This window comes from Photobacterium carnosum (assembly GCF_002849605.1).
Taxonomy (GTDB): Bacteria; Pseudomonadota; Gammaproteobacteria; order Enterobacterales; family Vibrionaceae; genus Photobacterium; species Photobacterium carnosum.
In genome coordinates this window covers 384,857-409,068 of record NZ_NPIB01000001.1, presented here as the reverse complement: position 1 = coordinate 409,068, position 24,212 = coordinate 384,857, and the positions used below count along the sequence as shown (strand labels likewise).

General features: G+C 39.0%; 23 protein-coding genes. 15 read left to right on the top strand and 8 right to left on the bottom strand.

Translation table 11 applies throughout. The features are described from left to right. Positions 1–28: 28 nt before the first annotated feature. The 4 genes from CIK00_RS01820 (at position 29) to CIK00_RS01805 (ending at position 3,818) form a co-directional block, all read left to right on the top strand. On the top strand, positions 29–1,489 hold the full coding sequence (locus CIK00_RS01820) for a glutathione synthase (RefSeq protein WP_101767216.1): 1,461 nt from the start codon (positions 29–31) through the stop codon (positions 1,487–1,489). Between the two features lie 252 nt (positions 1,490–1,741). Then, positions 1,742–2,092: a hypothetical protein gene (locus CIK00_RS01815; protein ID WP_233426521.1), complete on the top strand. Its 351-nt coding sequence runs from the start codon at positions 1,742–1,744 to the stop codon at positions 2,090–2,092. A 178-nt stretch (positions 2,093–2,270) separates the two neighbouring features. After that, entirely contained in the window at positions 2,271–2,894 is a 624-nt protein-coding gene (locus CIK00_RS01810) for a MarC family protein (RefSeq protein ID WP_101767215.1), read from the top strand. Between the two features lie 429 nt (positions 2,895–3,323). Then, a complete protein-coding gene (locus CIK00_RS01805) occupies positions 3,324–3,818 on the top strand; it encodes a hypothetical protein (protein WP_101767214.1) in 495 nt (164 codons plus the stop codon). A 68-nt stretch (positions 3,819–3,886) separates the two neighbouring features. Here the strand turns inward: CIK00_RS01805 and rsmS are convergent, their stop codons facing one another. From rsmS to dinG, 4 genes are all read right to left on the bottom strand, one after another. After that, positions 3,887–4,060, bottom strand: a complete 174-nt coding sequence (gene rsmS / locus CIK00_RS01800) for a pleiotropic regulatory protein RsmS (RefSeq protein ID WP_101767213.1) — start codon at positions 4,058–4,060, stop codon at positions 3,887–3,889. Between the two features lie 70 nt (positions 4,061–4,130). After that, a complete protein-coding gene (locus CIK00_RS01795) occupies positions 4,131–4,682 on the bottom strand; it encodes a primosomal replication protein (protein ID WP_101767212.1) in 552 nt (183 codons plus the stop codon). Between the two features lie 24 nt (positions 4,683–4,706). After that, entirely contained in the window at positions 4,707–5,480 is a 774-nt protein-coding gene (locus tag CIK00_RS01790; RefSeq protein ID WP_101767211.1) for a TSUP family transporter, read from the bottom strand. Positions 5,481–5,509: 29 nt separating this feature from the next. Beyond that, positions 5,510–7,594, bottom strand: a complete 2,085-nt coding sequence (dinG, locus tag CIK00_RS01785; RefSeq protein ID WP_101767381.1) for an ATP-dependent DNA helicase DinG — start codon at positions 7,592–7,594, stop codon at positions 5,510–5,512. A 535-nt stretch (positions 7,595–8,129) separates the two neighbouring features. Between dinG and CIK00_RS01780 the strand changes: the two genes are divergently transcribed. Then, positions 8,130–9,125: a porin gene (locus tag CIK00_RS01780; protein ID WP_101767210.1), complete on the top strand. Its 996-nt coding sequence runs from the start codon at positions 8,130–8,132 to the stop codon at positions 9,123–9,125. Between the two features lie 158 nt (positions 9,126–9,283). Further along, a complete protein-coding gene (locus CIK00_RS01775; RefSeq protein ID WP_101767209.1) occupies positions 9,284–9,925 on the top strand; it encodes a YccT family protein in 642 nt (213 codons plus the stop codon). A gap of 125 nt (positions 9,926–10,050) precedes the next feature. Here the strand turns inward: CIK00_RS01775 and CIK00_RS01770 are convergent, their stop codons facing one another. Continuing rightward, on the bottom strand, positions 10,051–10,398 hold the full coding sequence (locus tag CIK00_RS01770) for a conjugal transfer protein TraR (protein ID WP_101767208.1): 348 nt from the start codon (positions 10,396–10,398) through the stop codon (positions 10,051–10,053). Positions 10,399–10,734: 336 nt separating this feature from the next. Between CIK00_RS01770 and CIK00_RS01765 the strand changes: the two genes are divergently transcribed. The 5 genes from CIK00_RS01765 to recR all read left to right on the top strand — a co-directional run bounded on the left by CIK00_RS01765 (position 10,735) and on the right by recR (position 15,365). After that, positions 10,735–11,169, top strand: coding sequence for a YbaN family protein (locus tag CIK00_RS01765; protein WP_101767207.1), 435 nt, complete (start codon positions 10,735–10,737; stop codon positions 11,167–11,169). 125 nt (positions 11,170–11,294) lie between these two features. Continuing rightward, positions 11,295–11,840, top strand: a complete 546-nt coding sequence (apt, locus tag CIK00_RS01760; RefSeq protein ID WP_101767206.1) for an adenine phosphoribosyltransferase — start codon at positions 11,295–11,297, stop codon at positions 11,838–11,840. A 283-nt stretch (positions 11,841–12,123) separates the two neighbouring features. Next, positions 12,124–14,394, top strand: coding sequence for a DNA polymerase III subunit gamma/tau (gene dnaX / locus CIK00_RS01755; protein WP_101767205.1), 2,271 nt, complete (start codon positions 12,124–12,126; stop codon positions 14,392–14,394). Positions 14,395–14,432: 38 nt separating this feature from the next. Next, entirely contained in the window at positions 14,433–14,762 is a 330-nt protein-coding gene (locus CIK00_RS01750) for a YbaB/EbfC family nucleoid-associated protein (protein WP_101767204.1), read from the top strand. Positions 14,763–14,765: 3 nt separating this feature from the next. Then, positions 14,766–15,365 carry a recombination mediator RecR gene (gene recR / locus CIK00_RS01745; protein WP_101767203.1) on the top strand — a complete coding sequence of 200 codons (600 nt, stop codon included), beginning with the start codon at positions 14,766–14,768 and terminating at the stop codon, positions 15,363–15,365. Between the two features lie 90 nt (positions 15,366–15,455). On the opposite strand, the gene CIK00_RS01740 is transcribed toward recR, so the two are convergent. Together CIK00_RS01740 and CIK00_RS01735 are read right to left on the bottom strand one after the other, a co-directional pair. Continuing rightward, positions 15,456–16,004 (bottom strand): regulatory protein ToxS, encoded by a 549-nt coding sequence (locus CIK00_RS01740; protein ID WP_101767202.1) that lies wholly within the window; start codon positions 16,002–16,004, stop codon positions 15,456–15,458. Then, positions 15,995–16,873, bottom strand: coding sequence for a winged helix-turn-helix domain-containing protein (locus CIK00_RS01735; RefSeq protein ID WP_101767201.1), 879 nt, complete (start codon positions 16,871–16,873; stop codon positions 15,995–15,997). The genes CIK00_RS01740 and CIK00_RS01735 overlap by 10 nt, the downstream gene beginning before the upstream one ends. Positions 16,874–17,065: 192 nt before the next feature. Here CIK00_RS01735 and htpG point away from each other — a divergent pair, with 192 nt between their 5' ends. From htpG to CIK00_RS01715, 4 genes are all read left to right on the top strand, one after another. Beyond that, on the top strand, positions 17,066–18,967 hold the full coding sequence (gene htpG, locus CIK00_RS01730) for a molecular chaperone HtpG (protein WP_101767200.1): 1,902 nt from the start codon (positions 17,066–17,068) through the stop codon (positions 18,965–18,967). Positions 18,968–19,109: 142 nt separating this feature from the next. After that, positions 19,110–19,754 carry an adenylate kinase gene (gene adk / locus CIK00_RS01725; protein WP_101767199.1) on the top strand — a complete coding sequence of 215 codons (645 nt, stop codon included), beginning with the start codon at positions 19,110–19,112 and terminating at the stop codon, positions 19,752–19,754. A 215-nt stretch (positions 19,755–19,969) separates the two neighbouring features. Next, positions 19,970–20,941 (top strand): ferrochelatase, encoded by a 972-nt coding sequence (gene hemH / locus CIK00_RS01720; protein WP_101767198.1) that lies wholly within the window; start codon positions 19,970–19,972, stop codon positions 20,939–20,941. A gap of 151 nt (positions 20,942–21,092) precedes the next feature. After that, entirely contained in the window at positions 21,093–22,397 is a 1,305-nt protein-coding gene (locus CIK00_RS01715) for an inosine/guanosine kinase (protein WP_101767197.1), read from the top strand. A gap of 70 nt (positions 22,398–22,467) precedes the next feature. Here the strand turns inward: CIK00_RS01715 and asnB are convergent, their stop codons facing one another. Continuing rightward, on the bottom strand, positions 22,468–24,138 hold the full coding sequence (gene asnB, locus CIK00_RS01710; protein WP_101767196.1) for an asparagine synthase B: 1,671 nt from the start codon (positions 24,136–24,138) through the stop codon (positions 22,468–22,470). Positions 24,139–24,212 lie beyond the last annotated feature (74 nt).

The window sequence follows — 24,212 nt, the reverse complement described above, 5'->3', positions numbered from 1 at the left end:
TTAAGCTAGATTAAAGAGTGATTAAAGTATGAATATCAATAAAAAAACAGTGATTGCACCACAGATTATTGAAGATGTGTGTGAGTGGGCAATTATGCATGGTGTGGCTTTTCGTCAAGCGGATAATACTGCTAAGCATTGCCCATTGAGTATTGCTCCGATGACAATTGAGCGTGAGGTTTATGCGCATTTACGTCGTGTGGTGCCGCTTCTTACTAAATTGATCACCAATGTGGCTGAAGATTCTGATTTTTTACAATCCTCATTGAGTGATATGGCAAAAGCGGATCCTTTTTTTGGTCGCTTAATGGCGCTTCATCAGCAAATCCATGGCACAGCCACTCATCTACTCGATCCTGCACGTCAGCCATTACTGTTAATGCGAACTGATTTTATGGATGATCGTCAATATGGCGCTAAAGTCATTGAATTTAATGGTATTGCTGCGGGTATGGCTCCGTTTGGACAACGTGCAACTGAATTTCATGCCTTTATGCAACGTCAATGGCCTGAAACCTATCAATCATGGTTAGAAGATGCCGCTGCCATACCTGCTGAAAATGAAGGCTTAACACAATTAGCCAATGGCATTGTGACCGCGGCAACCCAAATAAAAGCCGATTTTAACGAGCAAGGCTCACCCGTATTTTTAATGGTGGTGCAGAAAAATGAAGATAACGTTTACGATCAGCATTTGTTAGAAATAGCGTTGCAGCAACAAGGTGTGCGTACTGTCAGACGTACCTTTGAACAATTAAGTGCCCAATTAATAACCGGTTCAAATCAACGCTTGATCTTAGACGGGGTTGGCGCGATAGATGTGGTGTATTTACGTGCGGGTTATCAATATTCAGATTATTGTGCGCCAGATCTTCATGAAGCGGTGTGTTGTTATACGTTAAGCCAAATGCGCGTCTTTATTGAGCAGCATCATGTTGCTCTTAATGCTACGGTTGGTCAGCAGTTAGCAACCAGTAAAACCATGCAAATGTTGTTAACCATGATGCCGGCCCAAGAGTATGTTCGCTGGGGCGTTACACTTGAGGAAGCACAGCTAATTAAAAGTGTATTAGCGGAAATGAAGCCGATTAATACTGATACGATTCATTGGTTTAATACTCAAGCGATAAAAAGTGAGTGGGTACTTAAAAACCAAGGTGAGGGCGGTGGTCACTGTGTCTTTGGCGATGATATTAGCGCAACGTTAGCGAAATTAACGGTTGCTGAATATGATGCTTGGGCGTTAATGCAGCGCTTATATCCTCATGAACGAGATGTACCTACTGTTGCTATACGCGACGCTAAAGCCACTGTTGTGAATGATTTAGTCAGCGAAATAGGTTTATTCACCGCTTATTTCAAAGGCCAACCAGTAACTGATCTCGATGGTTACGCTGGGTATTTAATTCGTAGTAAACCAGCGAGTGAAAATGAAGGTGGGATCCATAGCGGTAAAGGTATTTTAGATTCTTTAGTATTGATTGATTAACTCTGCAGTATAAAAATCTGTATAAATACCAGCGCTAAAAATAAAATTGCCGTAAAAGCTATTGTGTTATTATCGCTAATAGTCATATTAGATGACTATTAGCGACATTTAGCCATTGGAGTGCACGCAGTGCTTAACCGAACCACCGTTATTTCTTCATTTTTGCTTTCATTATGTTTTATGGCTCCTAGTGCCTTTGCTGGTACGACCCAGCACAATAGTTACTAAGTGCTTTCTGCGAAAAATGAAATCATGACCAAAACAGATTTTGGTAATCAAGCTTATATTTTTCATTTCACTAATAACGGCCAACGCTTATCCCGTATTGATTTTCTTGATCATATGCAAACACAAGCAACAGCATGTAAAAATTGGTTATATGTACCTGTCTTTAGTAATTTAAATGTTGGTGATGAAATAGTATTACGAGTGAGTACTAGCTACAATTCTACAACGCATAATTGTACGGCATATGCTTATTCGGGTAATAATAGCGGCAATATGGATAAAGTATTGACGTTTTTTCAAAAGAAAGAATATGTTGATATTGCAGGTTTTAATTTATCTGCAAATGGATTTACCACCGCTGTCGATGCATTATAAAATCGAGTTATTATCTTTTTATTGATATCTTTCAGAAAGATATCAATAAATTGAAGCTATAACGTTTATTTTTAATATTGTCAGGCTATGTTTATAACCAAAACTAAAATCTTTAATAGAATAAGATAATGCTCTTATTAGTAAATGGAATTTGTATTCATTATCGGAGAGGTGATTTTTGCTTGGTATTATAATTACGCAATTTGTTGTGCTTTGGGCTGTCATTGATCCTATTGGTTCGGTGCCTGTTTATTTATCACAGACTCAACATTTGACACTCAAACAACGTCGTAAAGTCGCATTAAAAGCGGTCACTATTGCGACTGGAGTATTAGTCTTTTTCTTGGTTGCCGGCCAATTACTACTTGAAGCGATGCAAATCCCCTTACCTGCGTTTCAAGCGGCTGGCGGTTTAGTGTTATTATTGTTCGCGTTAACGATGATCTTTGGTGAAAGTAAACCGGAACAAGAACAAAAATTAACGCAAGATGTCAGTCATTCTGAGTTAGCCGATCTTGCTGTTTATCCCTTAGCCATTCCATCTATTGCTTCTCCTGGTGCAATGATGGCGGTGGTAATGTTAACTGATAATCATCGTTACTCTGTGATTGATCAAGCAATAACCGCGGGCGTGATGGTCGGCGTATTATTGGTCACGTTATTCTTATTGTTGAGTGCAACAACTATTCAAAAATGGATTGGTAATATTGGTGCTGCCATTATTAGCCGTGTTATGGGATTAATTTTAGCGGCTGTTGCGGTGAATAACTTATTACAAGGGATTAAAGATTTTTATATTTAGCTTGGTAATAAAAACGCACAACCTAGGTTTTTATCATTGCTACTGATGTAAATATGAATACTATCATTATGTGAAAAATCAACTAAACTTTAAGCATAAATATGTATGTTGTTAGTCAGTTTGTTAGTGCTGATTAACGTATACTAAATAAAATCTTAATTTGTGGTGTAGCTAGCGGTTTTATGCTCAGTAATAAAATAAACTTCGATGCAAATTAACGTTTTTATATTGCTAGACAAATAGTTACAATCTGTTGATTGAAAATCAATCTAGCAGTGCTTTATTTTTGTTGTTGAAAACGGCAGAATGAGCGTACATTTGAGCTCTGTCTCCTATTTGAACTAATTTTTGATAAAATATATAGCAGTTTATCGAGTAGGTGGTAAGGTCTCATCGCATTCCGAATTCTTAAAGTAAAAGGTTACAAATATGTCTGATGTACCAGAGTCTGTTGCAAACATTGCCGCTGTAGCTCAGCCTGTTGCTGAATCTTCAGGTTCTATCTGGGGTTATGTCGCAGCGGGTAGTGTAGCGTTATTGGTGCTTGCGGGTATCTTCGCTTATCGTAAAATAAACCAACCAGCATTTGTTATTAGTCAGGTTCGTAAGAAAAACCTTAAAGAAATGAAAAAACAGGGTACTGAAAACTCTGAATTTATGGTTGATATGGATCGTTTACTTGATTCTATTTTACGTTACACAACTGAAAATAAAAAGAAAGGCTCTGATGTAGTAACATTGCTTAAGCCATTGAACGATAAAGAGCGTATTAAAACACCACGTGATATGTATCAATCAATGATTTACATTGCTAACGATGTAAAAGATACCGCACTTGCTAAAGATCTTAAAAATAAATCAAAGCAAGTGAAATCAAGCTCAGCATTGATGGCTGGTTTGTTAAAGCGTGCTGGTATTAACTAATTTATTTTTAAGATAAATATTATAAAGGGCTGATTTATTCAGCCTTTTTTTATGGCCGTTAGTTATGATTATAACGGTTGTGATTGGAGTTTCTTTTCAAAATCATGTCGAACAATATCTAATGCAGATAATACTGTTTGAGGTGCGATATCGTTGTCTTCTAATAGACAGATTAAATCAACCGCGAGTTTAATCTCAGCAGGGGCATTATCTAATGATGATGCTGTTGGAACATTACTCATGAATGAATCTCTTTAGTTAGGTATCAGTCGCTATTTTAGTGTCATTGTCATGACCGTATTATTACTAAGATTAACCTTTTCTTTCGCGACGATTAATCTCATTTTCAAGTGTTATCAATGCGGCTTGGCAACGGCTGATTCGACCTTCCAGTGCAAGGATCTCTTTTTGAGATTGTTGTTGTTCAAATTGAGAACTACAACGACTGAGTAATGACTCTTTCTCTCGCAGCATTAATTTCAACCGACGTTCCCAATCTTTATGTTTATTAAGATCTTGATATACGTCATTGATCGAACGTTGCCATTTGGCCGCTTGTTTTGGTTCATTTTTACGAATGTGTTGAGTTGCGAGTTCTCGTTGAATGGCATTGATTTGCGCGATGAGTTTTTCACACAGATGTTGAGTACGTTCAGGTAATAATCGACCTGCTTGTTGCTCTTTTTGCAGTGTTGCTAGTTCTTGCGCTATTTCGGTTACACAAGGTGCCAGTAATTTACTGCGGTGACGAAATAATTGTTGATCAAATAAAGGACGTTGTGCTTCACCGCGTAAGCGATCCGCTTCTTCTGCTTGATGTTGTAGTTGCTCAATAAGCGTTTTTAATCGAGAAAGATCAATCATTGTTATACCTATAAACGGGCATGGTTAAAACCAAGCTTGCCACGCTAATTTAGCCGCAAGAATAAAGACCACTGTAACAAAAACAGGCCGAATAAATTTAGCACCGAAATGAATCGCAGAGTGTGCACCTAAATACGCGCCAACCATTAAACACACGCCCATTGTTAACCCTAGCGCAATATTGACATGACCTAAAATAATGAAAGTAATTAAAGATGTAATATTACTGGTAAAGTTCATCGCTTTCGCAAGACCACAAGCGCGTAGCATATCTAACCGATATAAAACTAAACTTGATACTGTCCAAAATGCGCCTGTTCCAGGGCCTGCAAATCCATCATAAAACCCTAAACTACACCCTTGTAGCCACTGCTTGCGTTTAAACGTTGTGGTTACTTCCGGTAATTGCGTTTGATCTGGGTTAGGGTGCGGATGCCATAAACTATAAATAGCGACAGCAAAAATAACTAAAGGTAAGGCTTTTTCTAGCCACGCGCCGCTGATGAGATTAACAACAAGTGTACCAATAATGGCCCCAATAAAGGTCGCAATAAATGACGCTCGCCAAAATGTAGGGCTAAATAACTGTTTCTTATAATATGCCCATCCCGCGGTTGATGAGGCAAAACTGGCGGCGAGTTTATTGGTGCCAAGTGCAATATGGGGTGGAAGGCCAAGGGAGAGCAGCGCAGGAACGGTAAGCATGCCGCCACCGCCAGCTACTGCATCAATAAAACCTGCTGCTAATGCAACAACCCCAAGTATCAATAATGTACTTGGTTCAATCATATCAATCATTTTAGTGCTTTTTATTATAGTTAAGATGATTAGTTGTATTCAATCACACGTTTAAATGGAGGCAAAGAATCAAGCAATGCCTTGCCATAACGACGATTAATAATACGACGGTCTAAAATAACTACTCTACCAGAGTCACGTTCTTTACGCAGTAAACGACCTACAGATTGAATCAGTTTTTTGCTGGCTTCTGGCACGGAAATTTGTAAGAAAGGGTTACCGCCTTTACTTTCAATATATTCAGCATGAGCTTCTTCTACAGGAGACGTAGGTACCGCAAATGGAATTTTAGTAATAATCAGATTTTTCAGTAAATCACCAGGTAAATCAAGACCTTCAGAAAAACTACCCGTACCAAATAAAATACTTGGAATGCCATTTTTACAATTTTCTTTATGTTTTTTTAGGGTTTCGTTACGAGATTGTTCACCTTGAACCAATAATTGCCATTTATTTTTCTTGGCTAATGGGCGTAGCGCTTCTGTGACTTTGTTCATCTGCCAATAAGATGAAAATAACACTAAGCTGGCCGTTTCACCTTCAAGGTATTCGGGTAACACTTCAATTAATAAATCGGTAAATTTCTCTGCTTGTGGCTCCAATTTTAAATCTGGAATCACTAAACGAGCATTGTTTTGGTAATCAAACGGTGATGCAAGAGCAAGAAAGCGTGTACCTTCTGTTTCAGATTCTGATATGCCCGCTTGACGGCAAAAGAAGGTAAATTGATTTAATGCACGTAATGTTGCTGACACCAAAATCGCGCCTGCCGCACGGCTCCATAGTAGTTGATCAAGTCGATAACCGACTTCTAATGGCGACACTTCAATGATGTAATCATTTTCACGTTCAGGGCTTTTTTCTATCCAACGCGCAAGTGGTGCGCCTTTTTTATGGTTTGGTTGTGCCATTAAAGACCAAACTTTTTCTAAATTTTCAAGACGTTGTAGATAAAACCCGATTTCAGTAAGTGCTTGCTCACCTAACCGTGGAATAATGGCATTTTCCTTGGTACGTTCAGTGATAAGATCTTGAATTTTACCTAACGATTGTAATGTTTTCTTACTGGCTTCTTTACAACCTTTGGCTTCTTCTTCGAGCCATGCGGGTAATTCACCATGTTCAAAGCGATAGACACCATCTTTATTGAATTTGCTTGAGTCAATATTATTAGCAATTTGGTTTAAGGTCGGGACTAAGTGTTGAATGTTGTCTTGAATTGCATTTTGGAACCGATTGGCTTTTTGATAGTCAGCTAATTCTGCAAATTTAGATACAATTTGATTAAGCTTCTCAAGCCATGTTGCAGCCCCTTTTAAACTTGAAGCCGCCGATGAGAAATCACGTGCTACTCGCGGTAAATGGTGCGCTTCATCGATCACATAAATAGTTTGTTCAGGTTCTGGTAAAATCACACCGCCCCCTAATTCAATGTCAGCCATTAATAACGCATGGTTAGCAACAATAACATCTGCTTTATCGAGGTGTTCACGTGCCTTAGCAAAGGGACAGCTACGGTGTTTAGGCATACCTGCATGACAGCTATGTTTATCTGCCATGATTTGTTGCCATACTTTGTCTGGAATCGTTGTTGGCCAGCTATCACGATCACCATCCCATTTGTTTTGTCCAGTAGCTTTGAGCATTCGCTTAAGCAAATCGAGATCGGACTTTTTCGGTTTTTCTTCCCACATTCCTAGTTGTAGTTCGCTATCTGTTGAACAACTGGCCTCTAATTTGTGGTTACAACAATAGCGTTGACGACCTTTAGCAAGAATAAAGCTAAATTCACGAGGGAAGATTTGGTTAAATAATGGGAGATCTTTGGTAATTAATTGCTCTTGAAGTGCAACCGTGGCGGTAGAGATCAATAGTTTTTTATTATTGAATAAGGCAAAAGGGATCCCACCAATTAAATAGGCTAGAGATTTACCGATACCCGTTCCAGCTTCTGCCACAAGAACTCGATTTTTTTTATGGTATTCGCCTGCCAGTGTTTTGGCTATTTCTGCGACTAAATAGTTTTGTGCGCGACGAGGAATAAAGTTATCGAGTTGATGACTAAGGTTGGTGTAACACTGTTTGATATCGCTTTTTATGGTGTTGTGTAGCATGGTGAAAACTTCATCAGAACCGGGAAATGCATTATAGCATGAAGCACTAAATGTGAGCGGTAACAAAATTCTCGCTATTTATATTTTAAAGTGAGGGATTGCTCACGATTTTTCATTCCCGTTACATTGGCTTAAAGTGAGTTATCTTCCTGCAAATTAAAAAACTAGATATATAAGTATTAAATGGTCTTTTATGCTGCTTTTTTTGTTTTATAAAGTGGATAAAGCATGTAATACACAATTGTTCATAGGTATTAATTTAATGTTAATTGCATTTTTTTACTTATTTCTTTGTGATTAATATCTCTCGTTTTTAACTTAAGTATTTGTTTTTGTGATGTGTTTTGTGTTTTTTTATATTTTATTTAGAAGATTTGACAAAAATATTGAACTTCTGTCAGGATGTGAGCCATAAATTACTCCCATGCATGTTTTAGCGTTTTGTTTTTTAAAATGCGTACAGCACAGGGGAATATAAGGACAGGGAATCTCAGGATTGAGATTTACAACCAATAAGAAAGGCAGTGGACATATCATGAAAAAAACTCTATTAGCGCTAGCAGTTCTAACTGCAGCTGGTTCTGCAAATGCGGGCATCAACCTTTACGACGCAAATGGCGTTAAAGTTGATCTTTCTGGTGCTGCTGAAGTGCAATACTTTGAAGATTATGAGCCACAAAACGATGCTAAATTACGTATTGATGACGCAGATCTTGCGCTAACAACCAGTATTAAAATTTCAGAGCAGTTAACCACAGTTGCTGGTATGGCTTTTGAATTTGAAGATGGCGATGTAACGAGTGATGAGTTATGGGCTGGTTTCTCTGGCAACTTTGGTACATTAACATTTGGTCGTCAATACTTAGTGTCTGATGATTCAGGTATTGGTAAAGATTACGAGTTAGGTTCTGAAGGAATTGACTTCGTACAAACAAATGGTAACAACGTAGTTAAGTATGTTTATGATAACGGTACTTTCTATTTTGGTGCTTCTCATGATATGAAAGACAATGGTCTAATTTCTGACGGTAGTGGTGATATTTCTCAAGACGCTAATACTTACGTAACTGATGCGCGTATTGGTTACCGTGTTGGTGGTCTTGACGCTCGTGTTTACTACTACACTGCTGACAATATTCCTGGAACAACATTTAAACCTGCTGGTGTTATTGATGTTGAAGGTTACAACTTAGAAGCTGAATATGCATTTGGTCAATTTGGTTTAGCCGCCTCTTTTGGTCAACTTGAATATAAAAATTCATTTGGTGCAGAGAAGTTACGTGGCAATGTTTACCAAATTGCTGCTGATTACACGATGGATAAAACAACGTTTGCTATTGGTTACAACAATTATGACCGTCGTGATGATAAAAGCGATACTTACGCGGTATACGCTAACGTAACTCAGAAAATGCATAACAACGTTAATGTATACGCTGAAATCGGTACAACTGACGCTAAGTTCCTTGAGACAAATGAATCAAGTAATTCAGATTTCGGTTACCTAGCTGGTATTGAAGTAACATTCTAATCTGTTGAAATAAGAATCGTTATATAAAGCCGCCTTCTGGGCGGCTTTTTGCTGATTTTCGTTTTACTTAACAAGGGCGGTTATTGTTATCACGCTAATTTATAGCCGTAGTGATAGCAATAATCAGCCAATAAAAAACAAAAAATTAAGGATCCAGTATGAAAAACACATTATGGTTATTAGTGGCATTATTTTCAGCCAGTTCACAAGCTGCAACATTATCTGTGGCGGATAAAATACAGTTATTAGCTGTAGACGGTAAAGAAGTAAAAAGCCAAGGTTGGGAGGCTGTGAACAGCGTTGAACTGTCTGAGGGTAAACACCAAGTTGTGGTACGTTTTGACGGTGAAGTTAAGCGTGGCTCAAAATCAACAATTTATACCACTCGTCCTTATTTGTTTGATATTGATTTAGCTAATACGAATGCTGAAATTATTTTGCCTCGCTTAACAACGGAATCTCAAGCAAAAGCTTTCTTTGACCGTGGTGCGACGTGGCAGTTAGCAATGGAAGATGGGTCTGTAAAACCATTGACGGCCGTTGAGTTACAAGGAGAGGGCTTTGCAGCCTATAGCGATATTGAAGCGCTTGTTGCTGCTTATAATAGTGATAATGGTATTGTTATTGAGAAAGGTAATGCAGTAGATTTACAACAAGTTGCGGTTAATGTTGATAATAAGACGGGAAAAATCGAAATTACAGGTGATGCTTTAACACAACTGAAAATGTGGTATACCAAAGCTTCAAATAACGATAAAAAAGCATTTAAAATTTGGATGGCAGAAAAAGATTTTAATTAGGCCATCAATTTGACTAATAGTACAATGTAAATGTAGCCAGTTTGTAACTAAAAAATAAAAGGCACCGAAAGTGCCTTTTATTTTTTTGAATTTGTTAGTATTGAACGTGTGGTTTATAGCGATAATTAAACGTGGTGATAGCGGCTATGTTCACGGCATGATTGGCAACGAGGTTGAGCAGGGTCTTGTTCAAGATCGCTATATTCTATTTCTTCTTCGCAATCAGCACATAAGCCATACATACCTAATTTAAATGAGCATACAGCGGCATCTACTTTTTCTAGTCGTATTGCCATATCAAAAAGATTAGGAATAAAAGATGATTTAGCCATAACGATAAGATCATTTAGATCGGTAGTATTTATTTCGGTAGTATTATTTTTTAAATGATTGATTAACATTTCATTTTTTAATTGTTCTGCTAGAGATAAGTATTCAGTTTCTAGCGGATACTGAAAATTTTTATAATTCATATCGTGATAGCCATAGTGATGATATTCAATGGGAAAGTCGGCAAAAAATATAATAAGCAGAGCTTTGATTGAGTGTTGTTATACTGCGGCTAAATAAAAATCTAATGCAGTACCTCTAAGTGTTATTAGTCTAATCGAGATTTAATGTACTGTTGTGATTTGAATCAATTCTTTAAACGAATTTAATAAATATGAGTTATTTTTTGTTGTGATATAGCGTTCATCAATGATTAGTAATAAATACTAATCATTAACGCTAATTATTGTTACAAGGTGTAGGTCGTGTAATAAAAAATGCTTGTGGATTGTTAAATATATTGATTGAGGTGACAAACCTTGAATGAAGAAGTGACAGTGAAGAGTCGAATTATACGTTATGTTTTAGTTGCGATTGGTTGGGTTGCAGTTGTCTTAGGTGTACTAGGGATTTTCTTGCCGTTATTACCAACGACGCCCTTTTTATTATTGGCGAGTGCCTGTTTTATGAGAGGCTCTCCTAAGTTAAATAAATGGTTACATCAACATCCACAATTAGGGCCGATTTTAGTTAATTGGCATCAACATGGGGCAGTAACGTCGGTAGTAAAACGGCGTGGGTTGATCATGATCGTGCTAAGTTTTACTTTTTCCATTGTTATGGTGCCATTGTGGTGGCATAAGCTGATGTTGTTGGTGGGTTTGACGATTTTATTATATTGTTTTAATCGCTTACCCGTTGTTGATATTCAACTTGATCCTGCGTCAGTTGCTGAACCTGACGAAAACCCATAAAATGTCCGATTATCACATAAAAATATGGCTGTTATTAACGGCTCTATTTTTATGCTTGGTCTGCAATTAGCAGGCTTTAACTTAAGATTACTCTATTTGTAGTTAGAGTAAGTACGGAAAGAATGATGAATCAAGAAACATTAAATTTAATTACCAATAGCATTAAATCAATTCAAGATTATCCTAAGCCAGGTATTCTTTTTCGTGATGTAACGAGCCTGATGGAAGTGCCTGAAGCATACCGTGCTACGATCGCTCTTTTGACTGAAAAGTATCAAAATCAAGGTATCACTAAAGTTATTGGTACTGAAGCGCGTGGTTTCTTATTTGGTGCACCATTAGCATTATCATTAGGTGTAGCATTTGTTCCTGTACGTAAGCCGGGCAAACTACCACGTGAAGTGATTGCTGAAAGTTATGAACTTGAGTACGGTAAAGATACGCTAGAAATTCATAAAGATGCGATTGTTGCTGGTGATAAAGTGTTACTGGTTGATGATTTATTGGCGACTGGCGGCACAATTGAAGCAACCACTAACTTAGTGCGTCGTTTAGGCGGTGATGTTCGCGATGCTGCATTCGTTATCAACTTACCTGATATCGGTGGAGAAGCACGCTTACAAGGTTTGGGGCTTAACGTCTATTCTATTTGTGATTTCCCTGGTCACTAATATTTAATTAGCAATATCATCTGATTATATTTTAAATGATGGTGATAGTTGGCTAATCATTGGGCGCTTACTCTAGCGCCCTCTCGCTCACTAAACTGCACTATGTTAGCATTGATGTTAAATTCAATGTGTTACCTATCTCATTACTATTTCGTTTGTTTTCTTTGTTTTATAATGCGTAATATCGGTTATTATCATTATAGCTACGATAGCGAGAATAAAAGAAAGAGTGGCGAGTTTCGTTACACCAGATGCAGTCCAGATTGATTAAGGTTATTTATAAATGAGTTATCAGGTTCTGGCCCGAAAATGGCGTCCTTACCAGTTTGCAGATGTGGTTGGACAATCGCATGTATTAACTGCGTTAGGTAATGCCCTAGAGCAAAATCGGCTTCACCATGCTTATCTGCTTAGTGGTACACGTGGAGTAGGTAAGACGACGATTGCCCGTATTTTTGCGAAAGGGTTAAATTGTGAGCAAGGCATCACATCGACGCCTTGTGGTAAATGTACAACCTGCCGTGAAATCGACGAAGGACGTTTTGTTGATCTGCTAGAAATTGATGCTGCATCACGTACTAAAGTTGAAGATACACGTGAATTATTGGATAACGTGCAATATAAGCCAGCACGTGGTCGCTTTAAAGTTTATCTGATTGACGAAGTGCACATGCTTTCACGTCATAGCTTTAATGCGTTATTGAAAACATTAGAAGAGCCACCAGAATATGTAAAATTTATTTTGGCGACCACTGATCCGCAAAAATTACCCGTAACGATTTTATCGCGTTGCTTGCAGTTTCATTTAAAGCATCTTGATCATCAACAAATTCATGCACAATTGGATAAAGTCCTAACGGAAGAGAAAGTCGTGTATGAAGCGCGTGCATTGGCGTTATTAGCGCGTGCTGCTGAAGGCAGTATGCGTGATGCATTAAGTTTAACAGATCAAGCTATCGCATTAGGTAATGGTCATGTTACCGCTGAAATTGTAGCGGCAATGCTGGGTACATTAGATACCGATCAAGCGTTGGCATTACTTGAAGCTGTTGCAACTGTTGATGCTAATACAGCGATGGCGAGCTTACAACAGTTAGCCTCTATTGGCATTGAGTGGGATAGTTTACTGCGAGAATTAGCCGCACAGTTACACCGTGTTGCAATGTTCCAAGCACTTCCTGCGAGTCTTGATGATAGCTTGCCTGATGCCGAGCGAATTAATTTACTCAGCCAATTAATGACACCACAAGATGTACAATTGTGTTATCAGATTTGCTTACAAGGTCGTCAAGATCTTTCGTTTGCCCCTGATGGCCGTACAGGTTTAGAAATGGTGTTATTACGTATGCTTGCTTTCCGTCCGGTTAGTGGCGGGAGTATCACACCACAGACGATTGTAGTACCGAGTAGCCAACCTGTAGCTAACCATCAAGTGATGCCAAGTACGTTAGCGGCACCGGTGAATACGCCAGTAAGTGGTGTATCACGGGTACAAGCATTAAAAGCACAAATGCAAACACCTGTAACGAATAACGTACCGCCAGCAATGATGCCAACCTCAGAACCGCAGCGAACACCATCTGCCGTTTCAATGCCGATGTCTGAGCCGCAATCCGTCTCGGCAGTACAGTCAACACCATCAATACAGTCATCAGTACAACCTGACCCCGCATTGCAGCCAGCGCCATTAACACCGCCGCCGCCAGTAATGCCAACTCAAACGATGACAGACAGTACCGCCGTTGTATCTGTGCCGTCAACATCAATACCGTCGCCATCGCAACCACAAACAAATAGTGCGCCACCACGACAATCTGCGGCTTCTGGGTTATTAGCAGCGCGTAATCAGTTACGTAGCCAAACCAAACGTGGTCAAGAAGGGCAAACAGCAGCAACATCGCTAAAAAAGCCCCTAACGGCGCCAGCTAAAAAAGTCGCAACTTCTGTGATGGATCGGATTGCGAATAAGCAAACGGCAATGCCATCAATGAAAACCAATGCGATGCCGGCGTCGACAGCTTCTGGTAATGTTGCAGATGATGATGAATATCGCTGGAAACCGATGGTAAAACCCGTTGTTGAAACGGTGGTTAAGCCAGAGTTAACGCCGCGAGTATTGAAGCGCGCTTTAGAGCATGAAAAAACACCTGAGATGGCGAAATTACTTGTCAATGAAGCTGCAAATCAGGATAGTTGGTCACAGTTAGTGACTCAGCTCGATGTGCCAAAATTAATTCAGCAATTAGCATTGAACTCTGCTTTTGAGCGAATAGATGATCACATCACATTGTATTTACGTTCAGCTCAGAAACACTTACAAGCTGAGCGCGCAACGGCACAATTAAATAGTGCTTTGAATGATGTATTGCAAACACCAGTACAATTATCGGTTGTGTTGGGTGAGCAAGGTCAAACACCCCTAGAATTACGTGAAAGCTTGTATCAACAAAAATTGCTACAAGCACGAGAGAGTTTAACCAACGATCCTAATGTTAATTTCATTTGTCAGCGGTTTGCTGCACAACTGGATGAAGACAGTATTCGACCTGTTTAAAGATTTTTAACCAGAGACCAGATAGAGAGAGAAGAGTTATGTTTGGTAAAGGCGGTATGGGCAACATGATGAAGCAAGCGCAGCAAATGCAAGAGCGCATGCAAAAGATGCAAGAAGAAGTTGCAGGCATGGAAGTTACTGGTGAATCTGGTGCTGGCCTTGTTAAAGTGACTATCACAGGTAGCCATAGCGTACGTCGTGTTGAAATCGATGAAAGCCTAATGGAAGATGATAAAGATATGCTTGAAGATTTGATTGCAGCCGCATTTAATGATGCAGCGCGTCGTATCGAAGAAACACAAAAAGAGAAAATGGCAGGTGTTACCGGCGGTATGAACTTACCAGCTGGCTTTAAGCTTCCATTTTAATCAATGCGAACCAGTCATTTACTGGAGCATTTGATGGAAGCTTTACGTTGTTTGCCTGGGGTTGGTCCTAAGTCAGCACAGCGTATGGCTTTTAATTTGCTACAACGAAATCGTCAGGGTGGTTTGCAGCTAGCTGAGGCATTAAATCAAGCGATGACTGAAATTGGTCATTGTCGTGATTGCCGTACGTTTACTGAAGATGATATTTGCGCTATTTGTGATAATCCTCGACGTAAAGAGAACGGTATTATTTGTGTGGTCGAAAGCCCAGCAGATATTGTAGCAGTAGAAGCAACAGGCCAATTTTCAGGACGTTACTTCGTATTAATGGGCCATTTGTCGCCGCTTGATGGCATTGGTCCTGCTGATATTGGTCTTGATACACTAGAGTTTCGTTTGCAAAAAGAAGTAATTAATGAATTGATATTAGCCACTAACCCTACGGTTGAAGGCGAAGCAACAGCTCATTATATTGCAGAACTTTGTCATGAATATGATGTGCCCGCGAGTAGAATTGCTCACGGTGTGCCTGTCGGTGGTGAGTTAGAATTGGTTGATGGCACCACGTTATCGCATTCTATTGCTGGACGGCAGCGATTATAACACTCGTTATTTTTGCAATAAAAAAACCGCGTTCTTTGAGCGCGGTTTTTTATTGGTTGTTATTTAAGAATAGCTGATGCTTTCGTTATATTACTTGGTTGAAAATAGCACTTTAGAATCATGAGTGAGGCTAGTCAGTAATAACGTCTGCTCATTAATGGTATCAATACGACAACTTTCTTGTGCATTCATTTTAAATATATCTCTAATGATTTTTAATTGTTTACTATCAAAATCATGATTTGAACCCGAGGTAATATCTTTAAACTCTAATGGTTCGGTGAGCAAATAACCACCACTAACATTCCACCGACCTGATTCTGAAATATGAATCATTAATGGTTGTGGCTCATCACTGTGTAATTCAAGGATCGTGATCCGTGAATAAGTGTGATTAGGTAAAAACACCATATTGCTGCTTTGTTTTACTTTTCGTAACATTTTCAGTGAATCTTGTGGTAACGACTCTATTTGACTAATGGTGGTACTTTGCCATTCACGTGACATCAATAATTGTTGTTGTTTGTAGTCGGTTGAAAAATACACCCATGAGCACAATACAATAGAGCTAATTAAAATCAAAAATGGCCAGTATCGGTGTAATAAGTGTGTCAATTGGTTAGAGGCCGTTAGCGACATAAGTTTATATTATCCTTATCACTCGTCAGTAAACGTACGGTTACGTTTTCTGTTGGCACCTTGCTGTCATGTAAATAGTTTAGATACAATTGGTTGTTTTGACCGCCAGTAACAATTACTTCAGACGGTTTTAAATCTGAATTATTGTGATACTTGATGTAATTGCTGACACACAGTTGAATCATATTATGCCATTCTTTTATCTTTGGATTATTCTTTGGAACATAGATCGTTACGCCATCAACATTAAATAAAGGCGTAAATGCCGCTGATTTTGGCGGCATGCTGATGTTAACAATAATCGGTAATATAAAAGCAATCGTGAGTGCCAACCAGCCTTTCCACGAAATTAACGTTGATTTACTTTGGGTTGATTCTTTATCTTGCGAGCAATATACCGAGGTCATGGTATTGAGGTAAGCCTCTTTACGCGGCGAAGACAGAATCGGTTCAAACGCTGGTGGCGAAGACAAAATCGCTGGATTATCGATACCAGAATTAGGCTCTAATCGTTGTTTTTGACAGATGTAACCTTCTACACTGGCAATCATTTGATAGCCACGTTTAGGCACGGTTTTAATAAACTCAGGTGATTTGGTTGAGTCTTTTAATGCCTTGCGTAAGGTTGAAATTGCTTGTGTTAGACTAGAATCATCAACCTCAAAACCTTGTTCTCGCCATACATAATCATGAATACGTTGGCGAGTTATAATTAGGCTAGGATCTTCAATGAGCAAACTTAATGCTCGACTTTCATTACTACCAAGCCGAGTTAATTCATTATTATCACATTTATCTATTAAGCTGTTGTCATTAGGATCGAAAATAAAACGATTTCCAATCAAATACTTAGTTGCATTTGTTGTCATTGGTTTAGCCTTGCCAAGGGTTTTATATAAACAATATTATTATCTGTTTTATCTGAATACTGTCTGAATCTAAAAATATAAAACCGTTACTCAAAAAATATAAAAATAAAAAACATGTTATTTTAGGTTGAAATCATACAGTTTGACCATATTTATCTTTATATACTACTCATAAATTTTTTTGGAGTCGAAATGAGCGAGCAAACAGTTGATAACAAAAAGGAAACACGTGGTTTCCAATCAGAAGTAAAACAACTACTGCATTTAATGATTCATTCTCTTTACTCTAATAAAGAGATTTTTTTACGTGAACTGATTTCTAATGCATCAGACGCTGCGGATAAGTTGCGCTTTAAAGCATTATCAAAAACCGATTTATACGGTAACGATGCAGATTTATGTGTAAAGCTGGCAATTAATCCACAAGCTGGCACCTTAACCGTTAGTGATAATGGTATTGGTATGACACGTGAACAAGCGATTGAACATTTAGGTACGATTGCGAAATCAGGTACTAAAGAATTCTTTGCACAATTAGATGAAAATGAAACTAAAGACTCACAACTGATTGGTCAGTTTGGTGTCGGTTTCTATTCTGCATTTATTGTGGCTGACAGTGTAACGGTGAATACACGTAGTGCTGAAGTTACAGCTGATGAAGGTGTTTGCTGGATATCAGCAGGTGAGGGCGATTACAGCATCGAGACCATCACTAAAGCAAACCGTGGTACTGAGATTATTTTACATTTACGTGCTGATGAGCAAGAGTTCTTAGATGAACAGCGTTTACGTGAAATTGTTGGTAAATATTCTGATCACATTGGTATTCCTGTCTTTATTCAAACAGAAGAACAAGATGAAGAAGGCAAGGTAACAGGGACAAAATGGGATCAAATTAACAAAGCACAAGCGTTATGGACGCGTAATAAGTCAGATATCAGCAATGATGAGTATAAAGAATTTTATAATCACGTTGCCCATGATTATGCCGAGCCATTAACATGGAGTCATAACCGTGTTGAAGGTAAGCAAGATTATACGAGTTTGTTATACATTCCATCAAAAGCACCGTGGGATTTAAATAACCGCGATGGCCAGCATGGTCTTAAATTGTATGTGCAACGTGTGTTTGTTATGGATGATGCACAACAGTTCATGCCAACGTACTTACGTTTTGTGCGCGGTTTAATTGATTCAAATGATCTACCATTAAATGTTTCACGTGAAATATTACAAGACAATAAAGTGACTCAAGCTCTACGTAAAGCATGTACGAAGCGTGTATTGCAAATGCTTGAGCGCATGGCAAAAAATGAGCCAGAGCAATATCAATCATTCTGGAAAGAGTTTGGTCAGGTGCTAAAAGAAGGCTTGGCAGAAGACTTTAGCAACCGAGATAAAATTGCGGCATTGCTACGTTTTTCATCAACAGATAATGATACTGCTGAGCAAACTGTTTCGTTGACCGATTACATTAGCCGTATGCAAGAAGGTCAAGAGAAGATCTATTATTTAACGGCAGATAACTTTAACGCGGCTAAGCATAGTCCACACCTTGAGCAATTCCGTGCTAAAGGCTTAGAAGTTATTTTGATGTACGATCGTATTGATGAATACCTAATGGGTCACTTACCTGAATTTGAAGGTAAGAAATTCCAAGCGATCACAAAATCTGATCTTGATCTGTCTTCATTTGATAATGCAGAAGAAAAAGAAAAGCAGAAAGAAACAGAAAAAGAATTCACTTCTGTTACTGATCGCACCAAAACATACCTTGGTGAGCGCGTTAAAGAAGTACGCCCAACGTTTAAACTGCATGATACTCCAGCCGTTATGGTGACAGACGAAAACGAAATGGGTACACAAATGGCGAAATTGCTTGCAGCTGCTGGTCATGAAGCGCCAGAGGTGCAGTACATCTTTGAGTTAAATCCAGAGCATAGCTTAGTGAAGCAAATGGCGGATGAAGCTGACGAAGAAGTCTTTGGTCGCTGGGTTGAATTATTGTTTGGTGAAGCAATGCTTGCTGAACGCGGTACGATGGATGATCCTTCACAGTTCTTAGCTGCCGTAAACAAGTTGTTGGTTAAATAATCAATTAATTAATCAAAATCACAGACTATTCTGATAAATCATTCAATCGCGGCTTGGTCATAGTGCCAAGCTTGCGACTGAGCGCTAATCAGTGTATTTTCAGTTTTTTGCAAATTTCCACTCTATTTTAAAGGGGAACACAATGCGCATTATCCTTCTGGGTGCACCCGGTGCAGGTAAAGGTACTCAAGCTCAATTCATCATGGAAAAATTTGGTATTCCACAAATTTCCACTGGTGACATGTTACGTGCAGCAATCAAAGCGGGCACTGAACTAGGTAAGCAAGCAAAATCAGTGATCGATGCAGGTCAACTTGTGTCTGACGATATCATTCTTGGTCTTGTTAAAGAGCGTATCACTGCAGAAGATTGTGCAAAAGGTTTCCTACTTGATGGTTTCCCTCGCACAATTCCTCAAGCAGATGGTCTTAAAGAAAATGGCGTTGTTGTTGACTACGTTATTGAATTTGACGTTGCTGACGATGTGATTGTGGAACGTATGGCGGGTCGTCGTGCTCACCTTGCTTCTGGTCGTACTTACCATGCTGTTTACAACCCACCAAAGGTTGCTGGTAAAGATGACGTAACAGGTGAAGAGCTTGTTATTCGTGAAGATGACAAAGAAGAAACAGTTCGTGCACGTCTAACGGTATACCATAACCAAACTGCACCTCTTATCGAATACTACGGTAAAGAAGCGGCTGCTGGTAATACTAAGTACCTTAAGTTTGATGGTACGTTACCTGTTGTTGAAGTAAGTGCACAGCTTGAGAAAGCATTAGCATAAATAGCATTGTTAATTAGCTAATTATTTTTCATAGCTAATAACGATGTAAATAAACGGGCTTACCAATTGGTAATGCTCGTTTTTTTTGGTTTTAATATAACAGTGGTATAAAATGTTATAGCGAAATTGCGTATTTTTTGTTATTTAAATGTATTAAAAAGAAGCTGGAAGTAAGTTGTTTTCAGTGATGAGTAAAAGATAAAGGATAAATACCGATGACAATTAATAATAACTATGGGGTATTACTGGTTAATCTTGGTACTCCTGATGCACCAACAACCGCTGGCGTGAAACAGTTTTTAGCGGAATTTTTGCATGATAAGCGTGTGGTTGATATGACGCGTTGGTTATGGTGTCCTATTTTACATGGCATTATTTTACCAATACGTTCACCTAAAGTGGCTAAATTATACCAATCCGTGTGGATGGATGATGGCTCACCGTTAATGGTGTATTCACGTCGTCAGCAACAAGCCTTACAACAATCTTTAAATGTTCCCGTTGCATTAGGTATGACCTATGGTGAGCCCAGTATTCAATCAGGCTTGCAACAGCTAAAACAGCAGGGATGTAAGCACGTTATCGTACTACCGTTATATCCACAATATTCGGCAACGACAACCGCCGCAGTTTTTGATCGTATTGCTAAAGAGTTAAAAACAGTGCCTGAATTACCCGAACTCCGTTTTGTGAATCATTACTATGATCACCCTGATTATATTGCGGCGTTATCTCAGTCTGTTGAGGTGTTTTGGGCAGAGAAAGGGCAACCTGATTATCTATTGTGTTCATACCACGGTATTCCTCAGCGTTATGCAGATAATGGCGATCCCTATCCAGACCATTGTCATCAAACCACGGTATTATTGGCTCAATTACTGGATATGCCACGTGAGAAAATGAGCATGAGTTATCAATCTATCTTTGGACGGGAAGAATGGTTGAAGCCGTATACGGAAGCGACAATTAAATCATTAGCTGAAAAAGGTATTAAACGTTTAGATGTGATGTGTCCTGCTTTCTCGGTTGATTGTTTGGAAACACTAGAAGAAATTGCAGAGCAGTGTAAAGCGGTATTTATTGAAGCTGGTGGTAAAGAGTTTAATTTGATCCCATGCTTAAATGACAGTCCTGCTCATATATTGATGATGGAAAACTTGATTAAACAGCATACACAAGGATGGTAATCTTGATATAGAGATAAACATCATTATATGTACGATAACGTTTGCGTTGTTGTTTGTGGCTATTATTCGTAAAACCGATGATAGCTTTTGCTTTTATGTACCAAATTCTGTGATAGAATTCGCAAAATTTACAACTTGACAGCCCATTGACATGAAATTTCCAGGCCAACGAAAATCTAAGCATTATTTCCCTGTACATGCTCGCGATCCACTTCTAAGTCAAACGAAGATAGAGAAGCGTTTAACACGTACTCATGTTGTGGGTATCGATCAAACATTGGTTGATATTGAAGCCTACGTTGATGATGAATTTCTGGAACGTTATGAGCTGAGTAAAGGCCATTCATTGGTGATTACCGATGAAAAAGCAGAAGCACTTTATAATGAGTTAAAAGATAATAATCTTGTGACTCATGAATTTGCTGGTGGCACGATTGGTAATACGTTACATAATTACTCAGTATTAGCTGATGATAAGTCCGTATTATTAGGTGTAATGAGTAAAGACATTGAAATTGGTAGCTATGCTTACCGTTATCTTTGTAATACTTCAAGCCGTATGGATATGAATTATCTACAGCCTGTCAATGGTCCAATTGGCCGTTGTTTTGCGCTGATCTCTAAAGATGGTGAGCGTACCTTCGCGATAAACGAAGGTAACATGAACCAACTTAGACCTGATAGCATTCCTGAGTGTGTATTTGAAAATGCATCAGCATTAGTTATAACGGCTTATCTTGTACGTTGTAAGCCTGGCGATCCTATGCCAGCAGCGACAATGAAAGCCATTGAGTACGCTAAGAAATATGACGTACCAGTGGTATTAACGTTGGGTACTAAATTCGTTATTCAAGACGATCCACAATGGTGGCGTGATTTCTTACGCGACCATGTAACCGTGGTTGCAATGAATGAAGACGAAGGTGAAGCGTTAACAGGTGAGTCTGATCCATTAGTTGCAGCAGATAAAACGCTAGAATGGGTTGATCTTGTTTTGTGTACTGCTGGCCCTGTTGGTTTATACACTGCGGGTTATACTGAAGAATCAGCAAAACGTGAGACTGCATTACCGTTATTACCTGGTGATATTGCTGAATTTAACCGTTATGAATTTAGCCGCCCTATGATTAAATCGACATGTGAGAATCCAACTAAGGTTTATTCACATATTGCTCCATACATGGGTGGCCCAGAGCGAATCAAAAATACTAATGGTGCCGGTGATGGTGCATTATCTGCATTACTGCATGATATGTCTGCTAACCGTTATCATAAAGAAAACGTGCCAAATTCAAGTAAGCACCAATATTCGTTCCTAACGTACTCATCATTCTCTCAGGTTTGTTTGTATGCAAACCGGGTAAGTTATGAAGTATTAGCTCAGTATTCACCTCGTCTTTCTCGCGGCTTACCTGAGCGTGAAGATAGCCTAGAAGAAGCTTACTGGGAACGTTAATAACACGTTGTTATTAACCATAAAAAAAACCGCCATTTTCGATGGCGGTTTTTTTATAACGTTAATTTATCTATTTCTTGTAAGCTTGGTTATGCACAGCTGCAATCGCTCGACCTGATGGGTCTGCGGCATTTTTAAAACTCTCATCCCACTCAATGGCTTTTGCACTAGAACAAGCAATCGATGGGCCACCTGGTACACATTTAGCGGCACTTTCTAGCGGGAAATGTTCTTCAAAAATTTCACGGTAAACATAGCCTTCTTTTGTTGTTGGCGTGTTATATGGGAAACGGAATGCAGCTGTTTCTAACTGCTTATCAGTCACTTTTTCTTCAGCAACTTCTTTTAAGCTATCAATCCAGCTATAACCTACACCATCAGAGAATTGTTCTTTCTGACGCCATGCAACCGCTTCTGGTAAATAATGCTCAAAACACTCTCGAAGAATGTGTTTTTCCATTTTACCGTTGCCACACATTTTATCTTGAGGGTTAATGCGCATTGCAACATCAAGGAATTCTTTATCCAAGAAGGGTACACGAGCTTCTATGCCCCATGCCGCCATTGATTTGTTAGCACGTGCACAATCAAACATGTTAAGCGCTAATAACTTACGCACGGTTTCTTCATGGAATTCTTTAGCGTTAGGTGCTTTGTGGAAGTATAAATAACCACCAAAGATTTCATCAGCACCTTCACCTGAAAGCACCATTTTAATCCCCATAGCACGGATCTTACGTGACATAAGATACATCGGTGTTGAGGCGCGGATCGTGGTGACATCATAGGTTTCAATGTGGTAAATAACATCACGAATGGCATCTAGGCCTTCTTGGACAGTATAGGTTAACTCGTGGTGAACCGTACCAAGGGCATCGGCTACAATTTTCGCGGCTTTTAGATCGGGTGCATCTTCAAGACCAATCGCAAACGAGTGCAGTGTTGGCCACCAAGCTTGTGATTGTTCATCATCTTCAATACGTTTAGCGGCGAATTTCTTTGTGATCGCAGAGATTACAGAAGAATCTAGACCACCAGACAGTAATACACCATAAGGTACATCTGTCATTAGCTGGCGTTTAACCGCACTTTCAAGGGCATCTGCTAATGCTACTTTATCGGTTGTTGCGTCTTTAACTGCATCAAATTCCATCCAGTCACGTTTGTAGTAACGAACAGGTTCGCCTTTTTTACTCCAAAGGTAAGTGCCTGGAGGAAATTCACTGATTGTTTTACATACTGGCACCAGTGCTTTCATTTCAGAAGCAATATAGAAGTTACCATGTTCATCATAGCCTTGATAAAGCGGGATAATACCAATGTGGTCACGACCAATAAGGTAAGCATCTTCTTGCTCATCATACAGAATAAAGGCAAAGATACCGTTGAGGTAATCTAATAACTCCGGTCCTTTTTCCTTATAAAGCGCTAAGATAATTTCACAATCCGACTCTGTTTGGAATGGGTAGTTAGGTGCAAACTCAGCGCGTAATTCTTTGTGGTTGTAAATTTCACCATTGACCGCAAGTACATGGCTTTTATCCGTGTTATATAGCGGTTGCTCACCACTATTTAAGTCAACAATCGCTAAACGTTCATGAACTAGAATAGCATTGTCTGACGCATAAATTCCTGACCAATCAGGACCGCGATGACGCATTTTTTTTGATAATTCAAGGGCTGTTGTACGAAGTACTGAAGCGTCGCTCTTGATGTCAAGGATGCCGAATATTGAACACATAATAATACTACTCCAAACGTTTTATTTTTTATTATCCATAATTGATGAAAATGTATCATGTAGCGAATAAGTTA